This is a genomic window from Nostoc sp. DedVER02 (assembly GCF_034530675.2).
Lineage (GTDB): Bacteria > Cyanobacteriota > Cyanobacteriia > Cyanobacteriales > Nostocaceae > Nostoc.
Genome location: NZ_JAVRCP020000023.1, coordinates 1 through 21,365, shown reverse-complemented (window position 1 = coordinate 21,365; position 21,365 = coordinate 1). Strand labels below are relative to the sequence as shown.

Genomic DNA, 21,365 nt, shown 5'->3' with positions numbered 1-21,365 from the left:
TCAATTTTTATTAAAATATCGTTTTTAGCGAGCTTTCGCCACGTTGATAAATTTCCCGTGCGTAATCAGTCCAAGCACCTTGTCCCCAATAACGAAAACAACTGGTTTCTAGCAAAAGATTATGTAGAAGAACGTTACGGTAGTGTGATTGTCTAGTAAAAGGTTCTGCTGAATCCGTTTGCTGTAATGGATCGAATTTTTGATGGAATAAACTGCTTAATTGATACATAGGAGATAAGACATTTTCATATCCTTTTACCCAACTGATATGATTTGTCCATGAGGCTCCATCTAGATGAAAATTAGAGTTTGTTTTTTTTAATTCTTGAATTGCATTTTCTACAGCTTCCGGTTGATTATTGTCTGGTGAAACTCTCTCCCAAATCTGATGTTGTCCTACTGGTTGGCAAGTTGGATAATCTTCAGGGTTGCATCCAGCAGCTTCTATTAATTCTAAATATTCTGTACCGCACATCCCGACTACACCAGATTTTCCTCCGCCGTTATTGACCATATCCCACCAAGCTTGTTTAAAAGCACTTGGGAATTCATTCATCATCACGCCGCCATTTTCACCATCTCCAATTTGGCTAACTATTGGTGGTACAAATACACTGCCAATTTGTTGTTTAGATAATGTTTTAGCTTCATAATAAGGCTGCATTTGTGCAACTAATTTAGTATCCGAACCTTGAGTTTTAATTAAGGCTGTAATACTAATTGTTTCGCCTTGAGAATTGCGGGCAATTAGACGATGTGGTAAATGTTTGTGGGTAAGAGATTGACCGCTAATTGTTTCTACAGAATGTTCTTGAACGAGTAACCAGCGATATCCACATTCTTTTAGCGCTTTTACAAATTCAAAGAGAGCGTCGGGATGATTGGGGAGGTGCATTTCTGGAGGCGAAAATCCTTTGACTCGCGCTAGTGCTTCCCAGCCAAAAATTGCCGCAAAGTGATGTTGCCATGCAACGATATGCAATTTAATATCTGCTATGGGTGTGGAAGGAATAACTGCATGACCCCACATTGTGCCCAGCCATTCTACATAAGGTTGATAGGTTGAGTCGCAGGTAATTCGTTTAAGGCTATCGAGAACATCACCGCGTCCCATTTGGCGCAGTCCCCACAACAGATTACCTGAGTAATCCAACATCACACGCGGATTGCAACCTTGATTTACAAGTTCGGGGATCATGTCTCCCATGCGGCTATAACAATATGCAAACGGATTTGCATTGTGGTTATCCCCCTCGTTGGGATGTTCAAACATATATTGCAGATTGCTGATCAGTGTACCGCCATTTCCAGCAGGTATAGTTGGCTGGTGCATGTGTAAGGCGATCGCAAATACAGCATTTACATCTTCTAAGCGAATATTAGTTGTTGGTAAAAATACTGGTCGATCGTGGTTGACTACAGAGAGAACCTCTGTCTCCCAACCAGAAATATTCGGTAAGCCATCAATGATTTCGGGCAAAGGAGTGAGAGTTGTAGGGAAGGAAAGCATTTTTGGCTGCTCCGAAATAAGTTATGTCTATAAAATCTACATGAGTATCTAATAACATATTTATTGATAAAGTTTATTTACCATCTGTTGAGATAATGGTTCTCAAGTGAGTGATATACTCAAGTTCCCCACTCTGCTCACTGCAAGTAAGGCTATGGCGTACACACAAGTTTTTTAAAGCTACCCCACATCTTGATTTGCAATGCCAATGCATCGACTTGCAATGCCAATGCACCGACTTGCAATGCCAATGCACCGACTTGCAATGCCAATGCATCGACCTGCAATGCCAATGCATCGACCTGCAAAGATTAGTTGACCCGACGTTACATAAATCGCGTGGCTCTACTAAGGTATTTGTATCGTTATTAAAGTTAAACGGTATTAGAAGCCGATTGCGTTGGGTAGTGTAAGGATTGCCGATTGCAGTCAATCTAGTTAATTGGGTCGGGTAGTCCTGTTTTAACTTTAAAGGTAAAAGCAATTGACCGCAGATTAAGGAGGCGATCGCCTCTAAAAATGTAGATGTAACAAATCATGTTCTTGACAAGAACAAATCACTGAAACGATGGATTCTCGTCAAAAAGCTCAGTTTCGGGATCAGCTTGTTCAGCCTTTCACCAGGCTGTTGTCTTTTTCGTGCTGGCGGAGTTGCGATTCGTAAAATTAGTTCTAGCAACCAAGGGGCGAGGCGTTGACATAATACGGCTAAATGACTTTGCCATCCGACTAAAATTTCTGGTGAATCATTTTGCATTCCGGCGACGAGTGCTTTAGCCACTTCCTGGGGAGTCATGGGGATCACCCAGCGAAATAATTTTAAGTCGCGCACCATGTCTGTGTCTGTGAGGGAAGGTAGTAATGCAATGACTCGGATATTGTGTTCAGCGAGTTCTTGGCGTAAAGCTTGGGTAAATCCTAAGATGGCAAACTTAGTAGCTGAGTAAGTCGCCATTGTCGGGGCTGCAACTTTCCCCATCAGACTCGATACATTGACGATTGTGCCTTGTCTTTGGCTAGCCATACGTCTAGCTATCAGACTAGTAAGGTTGTACATCCCTAACAAGTTCACAGAAATTTCTTCTTGAACTTGGGGCATTTTAGATTGCAAAAATGAAGTTTGGTATGCGACTCCCGCACAGTTAACTAGCAAGTGAATCTGTCCAAAATTGCGCCACAGTTGGGCAACAGCGATATTTACTTCAATTGTTTGAGTTAAATCTAATGCCACGATCGCTGTTTCTGTTCCCATCGCCTTGATTTCGTTAGCTACCTCAACTAACTTTTGGCGATCGCGTGCTACCAATATCAGTCGTTTGATGCCTTGTTGCGCTAATTCCAGAGCGATCGCTCGTCCAATCCCACGCGAAGCCCCTGTAATCAGGGCAACTTTACCTTGAATCTCCATTAGTTTTATCCTCCAAAATCTAAGTCTTACCAACCTCTTCGTTATTGCCGATACACACAAATCTTGAGCTACTCACTTGTTGGCATAAGGTAAGACAAATAATTAATCGTAATTAAAATCAAACTGAAACTAATAGCAACGAGATATTTCTTGGTTAATCTGCAATCCCTCATAATTGTCTATACGAGGCAGAAACCTCTCGTTTTTAACCCCTCAAAGCTCAACACACTTGGCTGAATGGGTATAGCTCATAGATTTTATTTCTCCTAGATCAGAGCGTTCATCAGCATCGTTGTCATACACACGTTAGCAATTAAATCAAGGTATTGCAATATTCTTTAATAGGATTTCTTAATAGTTCTTCATGACAAGCATATATATATAAAAGACTTTCTTAAATAAGTTTTTATAAATCCCTAAGTACGAATATCTCATTTTCATGACAAATAGCTCTGTTTTGGGCAATTTCTATATCTAATTCATCCTTTAGGAACAAAAAAGACCTATAGGATTTTGGTTGATGGTTGCAATAGTTAGACTTACTGATTTATCGGCATATTTCTATCAGCATATTTACTGATTTTTTGACAATAAAGGTTTCTGAGCTTGGATATTTTTAAATAATAGGAGAGGGCTATGACATCATTATTAATGCAAATTACAACAGCGTTTTATCTGTTGAAACTTTAGTGTAAATAGTAATTGGTTTGGGTTTAGCTTTGAGTTTATCAGAGGAATCTTTGAGACTTGTAGCATCGCAAATTTAAATCATTCCTGAATAGCAAGATCCCTAACTTCTTAGAGAAACCGGGGATCTTGCTGTAAGTTCTAATATTCTGCCTTCCAACACATACCGTATATTTACTTAAAAAGGCAGAAGGCAATACTTGTCGGTTAAAGGGAAAAGGGGAAAGGGGAAAGGTTTTGAATACATCCTTTACCCTTTACCCCTTACCCTTTCCCCAGATCACAAGGAAAATGAAAAATGCTTATCCGAACCGTATTGCCCTGCCCCCTGCCCCCTGCCTTTAAAGCGTTTTTTATTTGGAAGTCCCTTATAACTAACGCGGGGTAGGTTGAGGATTTGATAGTTTGCCTGACTGGGGAGTTGACTCACTCGATATTTGATTAAGTTGAGCTATCGATAACGACTGTAAAATACTGAGATTAAGCGGCTCTTTACTGATAAAAGTGGCATAAGATGGCTGCAAATAGGAACGGTATTCAGGGCGATTGAGGAGATGAGTTTCCATAAAAGCGACGCTGAGGGCATTGAGATAGGAATAAACAGCATCGCGATCGGGGCCTAGTAAGGCAGGTGGCACAGGTAAGACATCATTTTCAGGAGTAGGTTCGGCGATCGCTGAAAAGTGGGTGGCGTTTTCGATCAAAGCTAGGTACTTATTGGATTCAGGAAGCCACGTGAAGGGGCGAATTTGCTCAAATACGGGTGGGGCAAAAATATCTTGACTACCTGCTACCAGCATTACAGGTATTTTAATTTGACTCAGGCTGCTCTGACCCAAAACTGAACTGTCAATCGGATTAATCGCCATGATTGCTTTGATGCGATCGTCTTTGAGTTCATAATCTTTTGGAGGCAACTTAATTGCTTCACACTGCAACAAGAGCGACAAATTAAAGGATGAATAATTGGGATTACAATCTTGGCGCAGTTGCTCAAAGTTAATCTTTGCTCCTGCTAGAGTCAAAACAGTATAACCGCCAAAAGACTGACCAATCGCCCCAACTTGCTGAAAATTAAGTTTTCTCTGGAGGCTGGGATCGGATTTATCTAGACGCTGGAGTTCGTCGAGTAGATACTTGATATCCAAAGATCGGTTGATAAATTCTGCTGGTTCTGGTGGCCTTGCCAAACCCGCAAAGTAATCCTGAAAGCGTTTGGCATTACTACCAGGGTGTTCTAGTACAGCAACCGCAAAACCATAGGATGCTAGATGTTCAGCCAGATAGACAAAGGTAGAGCGGTCTGAGGCGATGCCATGAGAAATTATAATCAGAGGAAAGGGAGACGACAGAGAACTTTGATCTGTATTAGCGGGACGTTCAGCCAGTTCTGAGTTTTGAGTTGTAGGTAAATAGATATCTATCGGTAGACGGCGCGAACGAGAAAAGTCATTTAACTCTAGGCTTTTTTTCTGCCAGAGTAATTTTCCTGGCGATCGCAAATCTGGTTGTTTTGAGAAGTCAACGGTTGAATTGGCTGCTTGAGCGATCGCTTCTTTTTGAAGAGAAGCTACAACTTCATCCTTTTTCTTGATTAATTGTGACAAGTCATCAACTATCCTTAACCCCTCTGTGAAATTCACCCGCACAGTATTGCTAGGAAATTTCCGCAGCAAATTCACAACTGTTAAACCCTCTTGTTTGTCAGCAGCAGCCAAAATCAAAGAGGCACGTATGGCATAGAAGCCATTCTGTCGAGACTCAGTGAGGAGTAATTTTCCCAGTTGTTCCATTACTTGTTTGCCTATAGGTGAGTAAGTCACCTGAGACACCAAAGTAGGAGTGATATTGAACCGTTGCTGGAGCAGATCCCGCAGTTGAGCGAGTTGTTGGGGCGTAGCACGGCTAGCATAAAATGAAAAATCTTGATCGATTTTACCAACTTTCGCAAAAGTTTCCAGCGAGTCTACCGACAACGAGAATTCGCCAAAGGGAGGATAAAAAAAGCTAATGCGTTCAGCTGCCAATCCGGGAGTAGAAGTCAAAAAAGTAGATAACAAACCTAAACCCAGGTATCTCAAAAATTTTTTCATTAGAAAACCTACTGTCTAACCCTGGCAAACAATTGTGGATAGAAAGGAAAGCGGGGCGGTATGTATAACCGCTTTCCTATTTAATTGGTTTATAGCGTTTTCCAGTCTGGTGAGATACAAGAACCCCACCCCCAACCCCCTCCCCGCAAGCAAGGAGGGGGCTATGATACACCTCATCTGATCGGGAAAAGTTATATAGCGGTACAAGATTATATTGCGAGTACCGTTCCTTATGGGTATACCTAACGTAAACGATAACCGCTATAGATATATCAAACAGGCTACAAGCAGAAGAAAGAAAATACTTACATCAATAGCAAATTTTTCAGCCAAACAGCATCAGTAGCGCGATAATAGATATAGAGATCAAAATAATTTATATGTCCCTTTCCTCCTGCGCCTGTTGTGTTGTTGTCCTCAACCAACAACAGGAGCAAAATATCTCACACCAAAACCAGTGCCAGGATGTACCAGTTAACCACAGCAAGAGTGTGGTTAAAAATTGCACTGTAGTTGAAAATGGTCGAGTTATTGTTAAAGCCCTACAACCCTCGCCGAATCAGGCTGCCGATTAATTTTCAGGTATTTAAAGCATTCCCAATTCCCAATTCCCATTGGGAATCTAAAGCATTTAATCCAAAGGTAAGACATCGTGGAAGCGGTTGTAATCAATGTAGCGATGTCCATCGGCTGTGTGGTATAAGATATCAACAAATTGATTGTTCCATAAAATCTCATTAGCACTATAGCTATGACGGGCATGGACTACTTGTGCAACCGTTTCATCAATGCCACTTAAAGAGATAACGAGCATAGTATTTGTTTGAGTTAACGATTCTGGTGTCATCCCATATAGAGGACTAAACTCATCAATGACATGCATTACTGACCAGCTTAATGTGAAGCTAGGTGTTTGGTTTCTCAGCAGTTTGAGATCGTGAAACCGACGTATAAATTGCCCTTCTAAAGTTACTTCATCGCGCATTAAGTAGACTCGCATTTGCGCCTCCAGAATCATATTGCGACGCTTATTAGCGGTGCGAAATATGAGAGTCGGCATTGCATTATGAGGTGTAATTACAGCAACACGGCTAAAAAGCACACGGGCTGTAGGTCGGGAGAATCGAGCAAAGGCTAGTCCCGTCATCACAGCGATTCCTACCAAACCGATCATTGCTTCAATGGTGACAATAATGTTGGCGTAAGTTGTTTTAGGATACATTGCCCCATAGCCGATGGATGCTAGGGTTTGCACGCTAAAGAAAAAGACATCTAAAAAAGAGCCAGGTCGGGCGTTGGCAATACAATCTCCCCCTATTAAGTAAGCTAGGGCAAATAGAGCATTAATAGTTACATAAGAACTACAAATTATGAATAGAAAGCCAATCCAGGGAATTGTTAAGAGTAAATGGTAGGGATCGCGCCAGTAAGAATACCATGCACCCATACCAATAATCTCCAATTTTCCATCTTTAACTTGAATCTGAATAGGTGGGATCAGACGCTGGCGCTGTTGTTTCTTCCGTGAAAGTCTCTTCAGTCGAAATTTCATTGCAAGTAGCCAAAAGAACGGCAACTGCTTAGTATTTTGACATTCTCCGGGCTGAAGTTATTAAATCAGCAAAAAAAATAGGGTAGGCAATGCCCACCCTACTAATTTATCTGCTAGAAACTTATTTTTCAGGCTTTGGTGATTGACCTTGAGAACAACGGTCAAACCACTCCTGGTATTTTTGCTGATGTGACTCATCTTCAACAGCAATGGTAATACGCACGCGATCGCAGCTGTGATTTTGCTCTAGTGCGATCGCATTCAACAATAAACTAGCAGTTTTCGGTGAGCTAAATTCGCCGCTTACCGTTAAACCACTGTCAAAAGGTGTCACTTCAAGTCCTTCTACTCCCGTCAAGTCAATACCAGAAATTTCCCCTTGATCTAAATCAATTTCTGCAAGTTGTTTGTGTTCTGGGCTAATTTGTTCCACAATCAGCCTTTCACGCCGGACAGGAACTTGTACCATCCGGGTTTCGATTACTTTGCGAACAATCACCTCACCAACTTTTCGCTTACTGCTTTCAACTAATAGGCGTTCTTCTAGTAGACGAATGATCTGTTCTTCGCTGACTTCTTCTGAGTTTATTGCCTCAACTGGGCTATTTATAGTTTGCTCGTTGACTAGTTGCTCAGTTGAGTTATCTGATAGTGGGGCAACATACGGAGCAGGTTGCTGATAGGAATCGCCTGGTGTTCCTGTTTCTAAATATTCAGGCATATATTCAATTTCTGATTTGTTTAAGTCTATGAAAACAGATTTAGTCGGCTTATCGATTTTTTTTATTCTCTGGCTCTGCAATCTAAATAAAGAAGGATGTTTATTGGCTAACTGCTGACCATATTCTAGGGTTTGTGGACTCACCTGATTAGATATAACTAGGTTTAATCGGCGATTATTATCCACAATTAAATCATGAACTACCCCTACTAGCTGACCTTGCCGATCGAACACAGTAAAGTTGTTCACCTTCTTTCTTAAATCTGCTAGTGAGGTGCTAGTGCGAAAGTCAGACCTTGCCTGTCCAATGTTTTTTGTCATCGGTTGGCTATTCATAATGTTTCTATTTAGCTAAATTAAATGTATTAGTCATCTGAATAACATTTAGAAAATCTTTATAATCAATGCATTTCTCTAACTCATATTCAGATCAATATTCGCAATCCAAAAGCTAAAGCAATGTTGATATTGCAAGCACAGGCAAAGCTAATTATACAGCCTCACCTGTACTGTATCGAATTGATTATTAGTCATTAGTTATTAACTAACGACTCTCTTAATTAGCGTTCTTCAATCGGAAGATTGCCAGAATTTATATCTAACTCTTCACGACGCACAGTTTCTTGCGTTTCAACTGTGTCTTGCTCGACCACTTTTCTAACTCTGACTTCTTCACGTAAAAATGCTTCTTTACGAACATCAGCGGTTTCTTCATGGATTTCTAAGCGAGCAACTTCACCTTCACGGAAATCTGCTTCGCGCCCTGAAACAGCAGTACCTGCATCTGCTGGAGTTACACGTTCAATTACAACTCGCTCTCTTTCTACTGGCACTGCAACCCGTGCAGTCTCAGTTTCAATATGCTTGCCAATCGTTACTTCTCCAGTTTTTTGGCGGCGTTTATTGGCAATTAGCCTTTCTTCATACAATCTCAGAGTTTGATTATCTTGCTCATTTAACCCAAATAAAGAAGGCTCATGTTCGTAATTGTAGCTATCACGATTATAAGTTGGCGTTGGAGTAGCTGCCGCTTGCTGATAGGTTGTATCTACAGGTGTTGATGCTTCTAAGGGAAGGGTGGAGCCTGTAGGTTGACGATATACACCACGTACCCGTTCTTCGTAGTCGTAATCAAGGGCTTGACGTTCGTTAAACTCAGGTAAATCTTCTGCTTGCTCTCTAGTCAAGCCAATTGTGTAGACGCGATCAACATTATAGTCAACACGGGCACGACCAATTGGTAGTAATACTTTTTTACCAAAAATCCAGAAGCCTAAGTCAACAACCAGATAGCGAAAATGACCTTCTTCATCAACTAAAACATCACTGACAGTACCAACTTTTTCGTCAGTTCCTTGTGTATAAACTCCAAGTCCATTGATGTCTTTGCCTTCAAAGGTATCACGATAGTTAGGTTCAAAATCTTGTAATTTGTAAAGAACCATAATATTTTCCTCAAAACTTTTCTTCCCATCTCTTAATAACTAAATTAACGATTTAATTAATTTTTTACCTCCTTCTGGCGAATGAAGTTTTTCAAAAGATCAATAATCAAAAGTTATAGTTAGTTTTTGATGTAGAGCAAGGGACTAAGTAAAGATGTAAAAGTATTGCAATATGAAGGAAGTGCAATTTTAGTATTTTAAATATTTTATCAATAGATAAATTTTTTTAAAGTTTAGATTTTCAGCTTAGAGGTTATTTGAAAATTCCTCTTATCGGTATCAAAAGTTTTAGTTACTCCTAAATCCACCTTTTTAAGGGGAACTTTCATGTCGGTTCCCTCTTCTTAAGCTACTCTCTATACATAAGTCTGAAGTAATTGATAAATATTGATTTTACCCCACCCTAACCCTCCCCTTATAAAGAGGAGGGAACTGGATTTTCCGGTTTCCCCTCAATGCCTCGGGGGGATTAAGGGGGTAATTCTATTTGTGTATACATGGTAGCCTTCTTAAGGGGAGCTAGCGCGGTCTTGCGATCTTGACTGCGTGGGTTAGGGGGAATCGACAAATGCCTAAAATTACAGCAAAAAATTTTTTAAACATCCTCTCAGAGAAATCTGGAATTTTGTTGTTTAATAAAAAAATACAGGCAGAGATAAAAATTAACTTTGCCTGCATAATTATTTCAGATAAATTTACCGACGTGCTAATTAAATAGCTTCATGTGTAGTAGTCCCATGTTCCTGCACGTTTAAATTACCCGCAGTATCAACATCTAACTCTTCTCGACGAATGGTTTCTTGTGTTTCCACAATGTCCCGTTCTACTACTTTCTTAACTCGAACTTCTTCACGCACAAAGGCTTCTTTTCGTATATCAGGCGTTTCTTCGTACACTTCTATGCGTGCGACTTCGCCTTCTTGAAACTTAAGTTCATTGGGATCTACAACCTTTCCTGCTTCTGTTGGCACAATTCGCTCAATTAGAACTCGTTCTTTTTGAATAGGTACTGTAACAGTTGCAGTGTCTGTTTCAATATGTTTACCAACCGTTACTTCTCCGGTTTTGATGCGCTGTTTATTTGCAATCAATCGCTCTTCATAGAGTTTGAAAGTTTGATGGGATTGCTCATTTAATCCGTATAAAGCTGGTTCTGTCTGGTAATTATATGTATCACGATCGTAAGTTACCCCGCTAGTTGGAGAACGAAATCCACTACGTACTTTTTCTTCGTAATGGTGATCGAAGATTGTATCTTCTTTGTACTCAACTAAACCTTCTACTTGCTGTCTACTTAAACCATCTACATAGATACGTCTTGCAGGATAATCAATTCGAGATAGACCAATTGGTAGTAAGATTTTCTTACCAAAAAAATCTACGCTTGTGTCAATGACTAAATACCGAAAATGACCATCATCATCAACTAAAACATCAGCTACTGAGCCAACTCTGTCTCCTCCCTCAGTATAAAGTTCCAGTGCTTTTACGTCGTCTCCACCAAAAGTTTCTCGATAGTTTGGATCAAAGATTTCAAGTTTGTGAAGAGGCATACGCTGTTTCCAGGTTGTTTATAATTTTCATTAGTATAAAAAATATTGTGCTGAGTTTCATCCTGCTGGCGACTGAATTCAGTTGAGATATTTTCTAGTTTATGATTCATGTTTTCTGAGTTAAATGCTCCATTTTAACGCTTAGATAATCAATAGGAATATAACTAAAGTCGTAAATTGCATGGAGCCGAGATCCCTGCAAGAGAAAAATACTGGATTGAGAATCTTAAGTTTTAAAAACCCTGCTGTACATGCTTTTTTGGCGACAACCATTTGTCATAACTATAGATAATTAGTCACTGTACACTTTCCACAGTGACTAGCCATTTTAAGTATTTATGGCTAAAATATTAGTAATAAAAAATACTAATTTGTGATGAAAAATTCTACTGAAAATTCTCAGCAAGACCTCAGCCTACCCAAGACAGAGGTAGAGCAGCTGCTTCTGGAATGGCATGAAAATCCAGGAGATTACGTAAGTGATGTATGTATCCATCAGTTGTTTGAATATCAAGTAGAAAAGACACCTGAGCAAATTGCGGTCATTTTTGAAGACAAGCAGATTTCTTACCAAGAGCTTAACCAGCGAGCTAATCAATTAGCACATTATCTACAGACCTTGAATGCCAAACCTGAGATTCTAGTTGGCATTTGCGTGGAGCGATCGCTGGAAATGATCGTTGGACTATTAGCTATTCTCAAAGCAGGCAAAGCTTATGTCCCCCTAGATCCAGCCTATCCCTCAGAGCGCCTAGCCTTGATGTTAGAGGACTCACAGTTACCAATATTATTGACGCAACAACATCTACTCTCAAAGCTTCCAGAGCATCAGGCCCATGTAGTTTGTCTAGATAGTGATGAAGAGACAATTACTCAACAAAGCCAGGATAATTTAACTAGCATAGTAACAGATAAAAACCTGTCCTATGTGATTTATACCTCCGGTTCGACTGGTAAACCGAAAGGGGTAGCTATCGAACATCACAGCACAGTAGCTCTGTTGCATTGGGCAAGAGAAGTTTTTACAAACGAGGATCTAGCTGGAGTTCTAGCCGCAACATCTATTTGCTTCGATCTGTCAGTTTTCGAGATATTTGTTCCCCTCTGTTGGGGTGGTAAGGTGATTTTGGCAGAAAATGCCTTGTATTTACCTCGCTTACTTGCTGCTCAAGAAGTTACCTTGATCAATACAGTGCCATCTGCGATCGCAGAGTTGCTAAGAATTAATGGTATTCCCACTTCTGTACGCACCGTTAACTTAGCAGGCGAACCTCTCCAGAATCGTTTGGTGCAGCAGATATATGAGTTGGACAATATTCAAAAAGTCTTCAATCTATACGGCCCTACAGAAGATACGACCTATTCCACATTTGCCTTAGTGAAGAAAGGTGACAGCAGTGTGACAATCGGGCGCGCGATCACCAACACCATCTGTCTTATATTGGACGAACAGATGCAGCCAGTACCCACAGGTGTTTCTGGGGAACTGTACATTGCTGGTGAGGGACTAGCTAGAGGCTATCTCAACCGCCCAGAACTAACCGATCGGCGATTTATCCCCAACCCCTTCAATAATTCAAAATTAAAAGTTAAAAATTCAAAATTATATAAAACTGGGGATTTAGCTCGCTACTTACCAGATGGCAACATTGAGTATATTGGGCGCATCGACCAACAAGTAAAGATTCGTGGCTTCCGTATTGAGCTAGGAGAAATTGAAACTGCGCTGTGGCAACATCCTGACGTGCAAGAAGCTGTGGTGATTGCTAGAGAATTTGCCCCTGGCGACCAACGCCTAGTAGCTTATGTAGTTCCCAAGCCCGAATCACCAGACACTAATGTTGGTAATTTACGCCGTTTTCTCAAACAGAAATTGCCTGACTACATGATCCCTTCTCGCTTCATGCAATTGAGTGCTTTACCCTTAACAGCTAACGGAAAAGTCGATCGTAAGGCACTCCCAGCAGCCGCTCAAACTTTGAATGCAAGTGAGAAGTTTGTTGCTCCTCGTACCCCTATTGAGGAACGACTAGCAGAAATTTGGTCTAAAGTATTGGGTCTAAAAAACATTGGTATTCATGATAATTTCTTAGCGTTGGGAGGACACTCCTTACTAGCCTTCCAGATTCTCTGCCGCATCCGCGATATCTTTCAAGTTGAGTTACCAATGCGGCATTTCTTTGAAGCGGCCACCATCGCTGAAATGGCCCAAAGCATTACACAAGCACAACAGGAAGATAAAGAATGTTCTGTGCCAATACAATCCATTGGGCGTAATGGCGATTTACCGCTTTCCTTTGGGCAAGAACGGTTGTGGTTTATTGACCAGTTAGTGCCCAACCATGCTTTTTACAATGTTCCCGAAGCCTTTCGCCTCAGAGGTGTACTCAGCGCCACAATATTAGAGCAGAGCTTGAATGAAATTATCAACCGTCATGAAGTCCTGCGAACTACTTATTCCAGCGCGAACGGCCAACCCATACAGGTCATCCACTCAACTTTTCCGAGCAAACTCTTAGTAGTAAACCTCCAAGGGCTGTCTCCAGATGACCAGGAATCTCAAATCCGCCAGATCGCACTTGAAGAAGCCCAACGTCCTTTCGATTTAGTTCAAGGGCCATTGCTGCGAACAACATTGCTGCAATTGAGTTCAGAGGAGCATATATTCCTCCTCAACCTGCATCATATTCTTTGTGATGATTGGTCTTTAAATGTTTTGTTCGAGGAACTGTCACACCTCTATCAAGCTTTCTCCACTGGAAACCCCTCTCTTCTTCCTGACTTAGCTATTCAGTATGCAGACTTTGCAGCTTGGCAACGGCAGTGGCTGCAAGGTGGAATTTTAGATCATAAACTTGCTTATTGGCAGCAACATTTGAGTGGCATACCCATATTAAAATTGCCCACCGATTATCCACGACCATTGGAGCCAACATATCAGGGCGCACGCCAATCGGTCGTTATCCCCAAATCCCTAACCGATGCTCTCAATGCTCTGTCGCGTCAAGAGGGAACTACCTTGTTTATGACCTTGTTGGCGGCATTCCAGACACTCCTATTTCATTACACAGGGCAAGAAGATATTTTAGTAGGCGCTCCTATTAGCAACCGCCACCGTTCTGAGTTAGAAAGACTAATTGGGTTTTTGCTCAATACTTTGGTATTGCGAACCAATTTGTCTGGCTCGCCAAGTTTCCGCCAGTTGTTAGGCCGAGTCAGGGAAGTAGCTTTATCGGGTTATACCCACCAAGACTTACCGTTTGAGAAACTAGTTGATGCTCTAGAGATCAAACGGGACTTGAAGCACAATCCACTGATTTCAGTGATGTTTCATCTGCAAAATACCCCAATGCCTAAGCTGACTGCTCCCGGATTGACAATGAACCGCCTGGGAATTGACAACGGGACATCTAAGTTCGATCTATACCTCGAACTGCGCGAGACAGCAGCAGGAATATCGGGCAACTTGGAATATAGTACTGACCTATTTAAAGCTGAGACGATCGCTCTAATGGTGGAACATTTTTCTACTCTATTAGAGAGTATTGTCTCTAACCCAGACCAGATAATTTCCAACTTACCCCTGTTAACAGTCCCTGGCGATCGCCAAGCTAAGTGGATATCCAACGGTCATGTAGACCTTCGCAGTCTACCAGAGCCAGAAATGGATAGAGGCGATTTGGAGGCAGCATTTGTCACACCTCGTACCCCGATTGAGGAACAAATGGCTGAAATTTGGAGCCGAGTTCTAGCGATCGCAGAAGTTGGGATTCATGATAATTTCTTTGAGCTTGGCGGTAATTCTCTGCTAGCAGCCCAGTTGATTTTTCTTGTCAGAGAAGCCTTTCAAGTAGATTTACCCCTAAAAAGCCTGTTTGAGAAATCCACTGTCGAAGCCCTGGCTCAGGTAGTAGAGACAGTGCGTAAAGATGGCGTTGCTGCTTTAGCTAGTGCGATCGATCTAAAATCTGAGGTAGTACTCGATCCCGCAATTAATTCTCAAGGAAGGACTGTTGCTCAGGTTGATGAACTGCGTCATATTTTTATCACAGGAGCTACAGGCTATTTAGGGGCTTTTTTGGTTGATGAACTGCTACATCAAACTCAAGCAAAAATATATTGCTTAGTGCGCTCTCCGAACGAGCATGAAGGATTGAAAAAGCTTCAACAAAACCTAGAAAAATATTCCCTTCATCACCCAAACTTTAGCTCTCGGATGATTGCGATTCCGGGAGACTTAGAACAGCCATATTTGGGTCTTCCTAGAGAACAGTTTGAAAAGCTGGCTCTGCAAATTGATACTATTTATCACGGTGCTGCCCAAATCAATTTTGCTAAACCCTACTCTGTACTCAAAGCATCCAATGTTCTCGGAACTCAAGAAGTTCTCAGATTAGCTTGTCTGGGCAAACTTAAACCAGTCAATTACATTTCTACCATTGCTGTTTTTGGTGCAATCAACCATTTTACAGGACTAAAAGTAGTTTACGAAGATGACGATATCGAGTCTTGTAAAGACTATATTGCTCTGGATATTGGCTATGCTCAAACCAAATGGGTAGCCGAAAATATTGTACGGGTTGCCAAGTCTAGGGGAATACCTGTGAGCATCTTCAGAACAGGATTTCTCATGGGACATAGCGGTACAGCTATTGCTCATACAAAAGATGCTTTTGTACCTAGAATTATTAAAGGATGCATACAGCTTGGTAGTTTTCCAGAACTCATAGATCAAAAAGAAGAATTGATTCCTGTGGATTACGCCACCAGAGCAATTGTCCATTTATCCAAAAAGCAAGAATCTCTAGGAAAAACTTTCCATATAGTACCGCCGCAAGATCAAAATATTAGCGTCACCGAGCTTTTTGAGTTTATTTGTTCTTATGGTTATCAACTGAAGAAGTTACCATATAGTCAGTGGAAAGATGAGCTAATTGCAAATCTCAAGCACTCTCAGGAAAATGTTTTACATCCACTTTTATCGATGATGTCTGAAAAAGTCTATCAAAATTCTTTGACAATCATGGAGTTGTATCAAAATACAGTTGATTATGACTATCAAAATACGCTCGATGGTTTGGCAGATTCTGGAATTGTTTGTCCACCAATGGATGCTAATCTGCTAGATAAATACTTCTCATATTTCATCAGTAGTGGTTTCTTAAATTCACCACCCTCAAGACAGGAGTAATTGTTCATAAGTAGGTAGGCGCAATTAAATATAAGATCAAACCTCACCCTCAATCCCTCTCCTTATTAAGGCTACGGTGTACACACAAGTTATCGAATCACTACCAATCCTCGAATTACCCCACCCTAACCCTCCCCTTGTAAAGGGGAGGGAACTAGATTCTCTTTTTCCCCCCTTTCCAAGGGGGGATTAAGGGGGGTAATCTTGGGAATAATAAGCACAGTCCAGGGATATGAAAACGCTGATGACAAAACTTTATAACCAAACCTCAGAAAGGTATAAACGGCAAACTCTCAGAAATAACATGCCCCCATCTGAAAAAATAGTTTGGGCAAAACTTAGAAATCAACAAATTGAAAGCTGTAAATTTCGCAGACAATACAGTATTGACAGATTTGTAGTGGATTTTTATTCTTCGGAATTGAGACTTGCCATAGAAACTGATGGTGATAGTCACTATCAAGATGGAGTTCCAGAATATGACCGCGATCGCCAAGCATTTTTGGAATCAAAAGGTACGAGGTTTTTGAGATTTACCAATCAAGAAGTTTATCAAAATATTGATGGTGTGGTGGATAAGATTAGGGAAGTTATTTGTAGATTGAGGGAAGTTACCCCACCCGTCTATCTCTCGCGTCCACACCGTAGCCTTATTAAGGAGAGGGAAGCCGGAGGCAGTTCGTTCTTCATATAGTTCAGCGCACCTTCATACAGAACTGGTATAACTCACTCAAAGGAGCAAAAATTAATCAAATTATATTAAGCTCATTATTAAAAATAAATTGTATTATACTACTTGAAAACTAAAGCTAAGACTTGCCCAATTATTCACATCCCAAATATATGAGTCGGTTGCTGTAACGTTCATCTCCGTTTTGAGAGCGCTGGCGTTATGCAAGTCTTGTAGCAAGGCTTGTGCAACGTCTAAGGGATTCAACAATGGGACAATCGGCTGTTTTTCGGCTGTGAAATCCGGGTTAGCAGTGTTCAAGGCGGCGAGAGTTCCGCTAAAGGGTGTAGTACTAAAAATAAGTTGTTGTTCGCAAAAGAAAGATGGCCCGGAAATCACCCATTGGGAAGCAGTATTTTGGGGTAGGGTGAGGCTTTCACCTGGGGCGATGACGATTTCTTTTAGGATGGGTTTGGTGTCAGTAGTGTTTGGTTCTTTGGGGGTTTCCCAAGAATAGAAGGCAACTGCTGTATGATTATTATTTAATCCCAGCAAGATTAAATATACTGGGCGATCGCTCTGGTTTTCCACTCGATATTGCATTCGACTACCAGTAGGCACTATAGGAGTGGCGAGAGACGCGATTAATTGCGGCTTTACTGGTTTTTTAATCGAAGTTTCAGTTTTGAAGGTTCGCACTGTTTCGCGCTCCATGACGACGGGAGGCGATGTGTTACTAATTATTTCTAAGGTTGCCTTGAGAGGCAAGCGAGAAGAACCTTGATTTTCTGTAAGTCGCCATAACTTGGCTGCTAGCAAGGTTGATAATTTTGGCGCTAACCTTTGCACTGCTAATTTTACTGCTTCTCCTGCTTCCCCCATAGTATTGGGAATTAGCTCGCCACCAAGAGAAAATAGGCCATAGCGGCTCGGAGTTTCCTGTAGCTTGGCAAATACATAGTCAGATGGTTTTTCTCCTACGACTACGGTGGATATATGAGAAAATCCAGCAAAGGCACTTGTTGCGTCTACCCGCTCAATTCTTTCTAATCCAGTATCAAAAGCTATTGTTAAATTAATATTTCTGGGTAAAACTCTGACTGCTTCTTGGATAAGTTGCCCAACTTGTAAAGGATTTGCACCTTCAATTTTGGCAATTTGGGCTTTTGCTGTTAACCCAGTGCGCGATCGCAATATTAATTGCTCTGTTGTTGCTAAAGTAAATCTAGAATTAACTCCATAATGTAGCAGCACTTGTGGCGGTAATCCTGCTAACCATAAATGGACTGTTTTACCATCTTCTTCAATAGCACTTATCGCGCCTTCTGCACCAATGATAGTATCTGATTGTAGAGACGTTACATCTGAAGTCTGACTACTTAATAACGCTGGTTGTTGTTTACTACCCAATTTGGATAGAGAATTTTCTACCTGGGAAAGGGCGATTTGAATTTTGGTAGCTGGGGTAAATTCCCACAAATACTGTGTTAAGGCATAGGTAAATAACCCAGCACTAAAACCAGAAAATAGTCCTTCCCTTGCTGGCTGCTTTGGTTCTGAGGTAGCTGCTAAAACAATGGGAGTGCTGGATTTCTGAGTTTTAAGTTGTTTGAGAAAGTCGAGTTCTTCTGTTGCTAACTTTGGTACTGACTCCTGAAGGGCGCGAGTTTTTAATCCGATTACTGTGCTAGGAGCGTCATAGCTAGTATCCAATACTGCGGTTACTCTGTCTGTGGTGAGCGATCGCAATAATAGCAGTAGAGTTTCTTCTAATATGTAATTGACTATTTTTTCATCTTGTGAAGTAGAAATCACATTTGCTGGCACAAGAGCATTTTGGATTATATCTGGCGATGTTTCTAATTTGACATGGCTGCCATAACCGCTAAAGTGGAAAACAACCAGATCATCAGGTTTAGCTTGTTTGCCCAGGTGGTCTAAAAAAGCCGCCTCAATGAATTCCCTGCTAGCTTGTTCATCAGTTAAGGTTAAAATATCTGACCCTTGAAAACCAAAGCGGTTAATCAAAAGTTCTCTTTGCAGTTCCACATCCGTCAGGCAACCATTGAGGTTTGGGATTTTGGGGTATTGGTTAATACCTATCAACAATGCCAACTTTCGCGGACTGGGTTGTGCCAAAGCCTGATAATAGCGATTTCCTAAAGTCAACCACTCAGCTTCAGTTACCCCCAATACCGCGAGTATTGAGCCAATTCTATGTAAAAACGTGCGGCGTTTCATAATTAGCTATCAGCCCTAAGCCTATTAGCTAGCAGCTTACAGGGCTGAACTCTGTATTGTAAAGTTACAAAACTTTGGGGAGTGGGGAAGAAGCAAGGGGGCAGGGGAGCAGGGGAGCAGGGGGAGAAATAATTAATTCCCAATGCCCAATTCCCAATGCCCAATTCTCAATTCCCAATTCCCTAAACAGGTACTTCTATCCGCATTGCCCGCGCCAACTCTGCTGCTACTTCAGGACGAGAAAATTCTGGTGGAGGTAGTTCACCACGTCGCAGCATTTCTCGGACTTTTGTTCCTGATAAATGAATGCGTTCTTCTGGCCTGCTGGGGCTGGTTTTAGATGTTGCCATCTGCTTAGTGCGCGTGCAGTAGAAAGCGTGTTCAAACATCATTGGCACAATGCCTAATTCACCTGGGGCAAATTCGTCAAAGATATATTGAGCATCGTAAGTGCCATAATAGTCACCAACGCCTGCATGATCGCGACCGACGATAAAGTGAGTACAGCCGTAATTTTTGCGGACTAAAGCATGAAATATTGCTTCACGAGGCCCAGCATAGCGCATTGCGGCTGGATTAATTGCCAAAGTTACCCGGTCTAAGGGGTAGTAGTGTTCCAGCAAAATTTCATAGCAACGCATCCGCACATCGGCGGCGATATCGTCTTCTTTTGTTGCTCCGACTAATGGGTGCAAAAATAGACCATCAACAATTTCTAAAGCGCACTTTTGAATATATTCATGGGCGCGGTGGATGGGGTTGCGAGTTTGAAAGCCAACGATGGTTTTCCAACCCTTATCTTTAAATAGTTGCCGTGAGGCAGCTGGATCGATTTGATAACTGGGAAACTGGGGATGAGGTTGGCGCTGTAATAGCCAAATGTCACCCGCCAGATGTACAGTACCTTGGTTATAGAGTACTTGTACGCCGGGATGTTTGACATCATCAGTGCGGTAGACTTTAATGGCTTCGCGGGTTTTGTCGTAGTTATATTTTTGCGTGAGTTGCAAAACTGCAATAAATTCACCTCTGGAGTTATCCAGACGGATTAAGCCACCTTCTTGCAACGGGGAAGCTACTTCTTCGCTGACCGATAGTGTAATTGGGATTGACCACACAAGACCATTAGCTAGTCGCATTTCGGTAACAGTGCGATCGTAGTCTTCTTGGTTCATAAAACCTGTGAGTGGACTAAAAGCACCGATCGCAATCATTTCTACATCGGAAACGGCGCGATCGTCTAGTTGCACTCGTGGTAAAAAGTCAGCTTTTGAGAGAAACTCTGCTCTTTGTTCTGGTGTGGCGATACGGTTAACCAACTGTCCACCGTGCGGGGCTATAGCATCTTGATTGTGACTCAACGTAATCCCCTCTTTGTATTAACTGTTATTGTTTCAGATTATGTACTAACTTATCAAAATGCTGGTACTGAGAAAAAAAAGAGTTTAGGGAATGGAGTAAAATTTTTGCAAATAGCCTCTAAACGATCTGATTAGGTTACGCTAAAGCTAATCTAGGCTCAAGTTTGAGAATAGTTCCTTTCTAAGGAAAATGCTTATGACTGCTGTATCCCCCGTTGTTAAACCTGTTAGCCAAATGCGGCTAGCGCCTGGTAGTACAGTGAATATCCAGGATATCAGTTGGCAGGAATTTGAGTCTATTTTGCAGGAATTGGGTGAAAAGCGATCGCTACGAGTTGCTTACAGCAAGTCTACGTTAGAAATTATGGTTCCTCTACCCGAACACGAAAAATCAAAGGACTTAATTTCGGATATTGTCAAAATCTTGCTGAAGATGGCAGGGAAAAGTTATGAACCCTTCGGTTCAACTACCTTCAAGCGGGAAAATATAGCGGGGGTAGAACCAGATGCTTGCTTCTACATCCAAAATTACCAAAGAATGATTGGTCGTCGCAAACTGGAACCAAACGATCCGCCTCCTGATTTAGCAATTGAAACAGATGTGACATCAAAAACAACTCTTGATGCATACGTTGCGATCGCTGTTCCAGAACTATGGATTTACGATAGTAAAAAGCTGAGGATTTATTTACTCAGGGATGGACATTACATCGAATCAGATAAGAGTCCTAACTTTCCAAATATCCCTCTAACTCAAATGATTGCCGCTACAGTTGAACGAGCTTGGCAAGTAGGAACTGTACAAGCTTTGGAAGAATTTGAAGCGGCATTAGATAGAAGTAGTTTTTGATAGAGAGTAGTGGACTGACACAGCTAAAATGTTGCATTAGAACTAACAGATTCCTCCTCCTCAAAAACTGGATAAAGATGTTG

14 protein-coding genes are annotated in these 21,365 nt (G+C 41.4%); 4 read left to right on the top strand and 10 right to left on the bottom strand.

Annotated features, from left to right (window positions below):
• Nucleotides 1-10: 10 nt before the first annotated feature.
• From RMZ41_RS21320 to RMZ41_RS21305, 4 genes are all read right to left on the bottom strand, one after another.
• Entirely contained in the window at nt 11-1,510 is a 1,500-nt protein-coding gene (locus RMZ41_RS21320) for a glycosyl hydrolase family 57 (RefSeq protein WP_322641067.1), read from the bottom strand.
• Between the two features lie 152 nt (nt 1,511-1,662).
• Complete coding sequence (locus RMZ41_RS21315) at nt 1,663-1,818, bottom strand: hypothetical protein (RefSeq protein ID WP_409875709.1); 156 nt, start codon at nt 1,816-1,818, stop codon at nt 1,663-1,665.
• Nucleotides 1,819-2,045: 227 nt separating this feature from the next.
• On the bottom strand, nt 2,046-2,918 hold the full coding sequence (locus tag RMZ41_RS21310) for an SDR family NAD(P)-dependent oxidoreductase (RefSeq protein WP_322641065.1): 873 nt from the start codon (nt 2,916-2,918) through the stop codon (nt 2,046-2,048).
• Nucleotides 2,919-3,979: 1,061 nt separating this feature from the next.
• Nucleotides 3,980-5,698, bottom strand: coding sequence for an alpha/beta hydrolase (locus tag RMZ41_RS21305; protein WP_322641064.1), 1,719 nt, complete (start codon nt 5,696-5,698; stop codon nt 3,980-3,982).
• A gap of 380 nt (nt 5,699-6,078) precedes the next feature.
• Between RMZ41_RS21305 and RMZ41_RS21300 the strand changes: the two genes are divergently transcribed.
• Nucleotides 6,079-6,273, top strand: a complete 195-nt coding sequence (locus RMZ41_RS21300; RefSeq protein ID WP_322641063.1) for a hypothetical protein — start codon at nt 6,079-6,081, stop codon at nt 6,271-6,273.
• Nucleotides 6,274-6,329: 56 nt separating this feature from the next.
• On the opposite strand, the gene RMZ41_RS21295 is transcribed toward RMZ41_RS21300, so the two are convergent.
• From RMZ41_RS21295 to RMZ41_RS21280, 4 genes are all read right to left on the bottom strand, one after another.
• Entirely contained in the window at nt 6,330-7,250 is a 921-nt protein-coding gene (locus tag RMZ41_RS21295; RefSeq protein WP_322641062.1) for an ion channel, read from the bottom strand.
• Nucleotides 7,251-7,371: 121 nt separating this feature from the next.
• Nucleotides 7,372-8,292, bottom strand: a complete 921-nt coding sequence (locus RMZ41_RS21290; RefSeq protein ID WP_322641061.1) for a YsnF/AvaK domain-containing protein — start codon at nt 8,290-8,292, stop codon at nt 7,372-7,374.
• Nucleotides 8,293-8,531: 239 nt separating this feature from the next.
• Nucleotides 8,532-9,416 carry a DUF2382 domain-containing protein gene (locus RMZ41_RS21285; RefSeq protein ID WP_322641060.1) on the bottom strand — a complete coding sequence of 295 codons (885 nt, stop codon included), beginning with the start codon at nt 9,414-9,416 and terminating at the stop codon, nt 8,532-8,534.
• A 710-nt stretch (nt 9,417-10,126) separates the two neighbouring features.
• Complete coding sequence (locus RMZ41_RS21280; RefSeq protein ID WP_322641059.1) at nt 10,127-10,969, bottom strand: DUF2382 domain-containing protein; 843 nt, start codon at nt 10,967-10,969, stop codon at nt 10,127-10,129.
• A gap of 376 nt (nt 10,970-11,345) precedes the next feature.
• Between RMZ41_RS21280 and RMZ41_RS21275 the strand changes: the two genes are divergently transcribed.
• Together RMZ41_RS21275 and RMZ41_RS21270 are read left to right on the top strand one after the other, a co-directional pair.
• Nucleotides 11,346-16,160: a non-ribosomal peptide synthetase gene (locus tag RMZ41_RS21275; RefSeq protein WP_322641058.1), complete on the top strand. Its 4,815-nt coding sequence runs from the start codon at nt 11,346-11,348 to the stop codon at nt 16,158-16,160.
• Nucleotides 16,161-16,404: 244 nt separating this feature from the next.
• Nucleotides 16,405-16,854, top strand: coding sequence for an endonuclease domain-containing protein (locus RMZ41_RS21270; protein WP_322641057.1), 450 nt, complete (start codon nt 16,405-16,407; stop codon nt 16,852-16,854).
• A 93-nt stretch (nt 16,855-16,947) separates the two neighbouring features.
• On the opposite strand, the gene RMZ41_RS21265 is transcribed toward RMZ41_RS21270, so the two are convergent.
• Both RMZ41_RS21265 and sat read right to left on the bottom strand, forming a co-directional pair.
• Entirely contained in the window at nt 16,948-19,071 is a 2,124-nt protein-coding gene (locus RMZ41_RS21265; protein WP_322641056.1) for a caspase family protein, read from the bottom strand.
• A 182-nt stretch (nt 19,072-19,253) separates the two neighbouring features.
• Nucleotides 19,254-20,432 (bottom strand): sulfate adenylyltransferase, encoded by a 1,179-nt coding sequence (gene sat / locus RMZ41_RS21260; RefSeq protein ID WP_322641055.1) that lies wholly within the window; start codon nt 20,430-20,432, stop codon nt 19,254-19,256.
• Nucleotides 20,433-20,628: 196 nt separating this feature from the next.
• On the opposite strand from sat, the gene RMZ41_RS21255 reads away from it, so the two are divergent.
• A complete protein-coding gene (locus RMZ41_RS21255; RefSeq protein ID WP_322641054.1) occupies nt 20,629-21,282 on the top strand; it encodes a Uma2 family endonuclease in 654 nt (217 codons plus the stop codon).
• Nucleotides 21,283-21,365 lie beyond the last annotated feature (83 nt).

Excerpts from the sequence above, each read along its gene's own strand:
- RMZ41_RS21320 (WP_322641067.1), bottom strand. The coding sequence starts at position 1,510 with ATGCTTTCCTTCCCTACAACTCTCACTCCTTTGCCCGAAATCATTGAT.
- RMZ41_RS21310 (WP_322641065.1), bottom strand. The coding sequence starts at position 2,918 with ATGGAGATTCAAGGTAAAGTTGCCCTGATTACAGGGGCTTCGCGTGGG.
- RMZ41_RS21305 (WP_322641064.1), bottom strand. The coding sequence starts at position 5,698 with ATGAAAAAATTTTTGAGATACCTGGGTTTAGGTTTGTTATCTACTTTT.
- RMZ41_RS21300 (WP_322641063.1), top strand. The coding sequence starts at position 6,079 with ATGTCCCTTTCCTCCTGCGCCTGTTGTGTTGTTGTCCTCAACCAACAA.
- RMZ41_RS21295 (WP_322641062.1), bottom strand. The coding sequence starts at position 7,250 with ATGAAATTTCGACTGAAGAGACTTTCACGGAAGAAACAACAGCGCCAG.
- RMZ41_RS21290 (WP_322641061.1), bottom strand. The coding sequence starts at position 8,292 with ATGACAAAAAACATTGGACAGGCAAGGTCTGACTTTCGCACTAGCACC.
- RMZ41_RS21285 (WP_322641060.1), bottom strand. The coding sequence starts at position 9,416 with ATGGTTCTTTACAAATTACAAGATTTTGAACCTAACTATCGTGATACC.
- RMZ41_RS21280 (WP_322641059.1), bottom strand. The coding sequence starts at position 10,969 with ATGCCTCTTCACAAACTTGAAATCTTTGATCCAAACTATCGAGAAACT.
- RMZ41_RS21275 (WP_322641058.1), top strand. The coding sequence starts at position 11,346 with ATGAAAAATTCTACTGAAAATTCTCAGCAAGACCTCAGCCTACCCAAG.
- RMZ41_RS21270 (WP_322641057.1), top strand. The coding sequence starts at position 16,405 with ATGACAAAACTTTATAACCAAACCTCAGAAAGGTATAAACGGCAAACT.
- RMZ41_RS21265 (WP_322641056.1), bottom strand. The coding sequence starts at position 19,071 with ATGAAACGCCGCACGTTTTTACATAGAATTGGCTCAATACTCGCGGTA.
- RMZ41_RS21255 (WP_322641054.1), top strand. The coding sequence starts at position 20,629 with ATGACTGCTGTATCCCCCGTTGTTAAACCTGTTAGCCAAATGCGGCTA.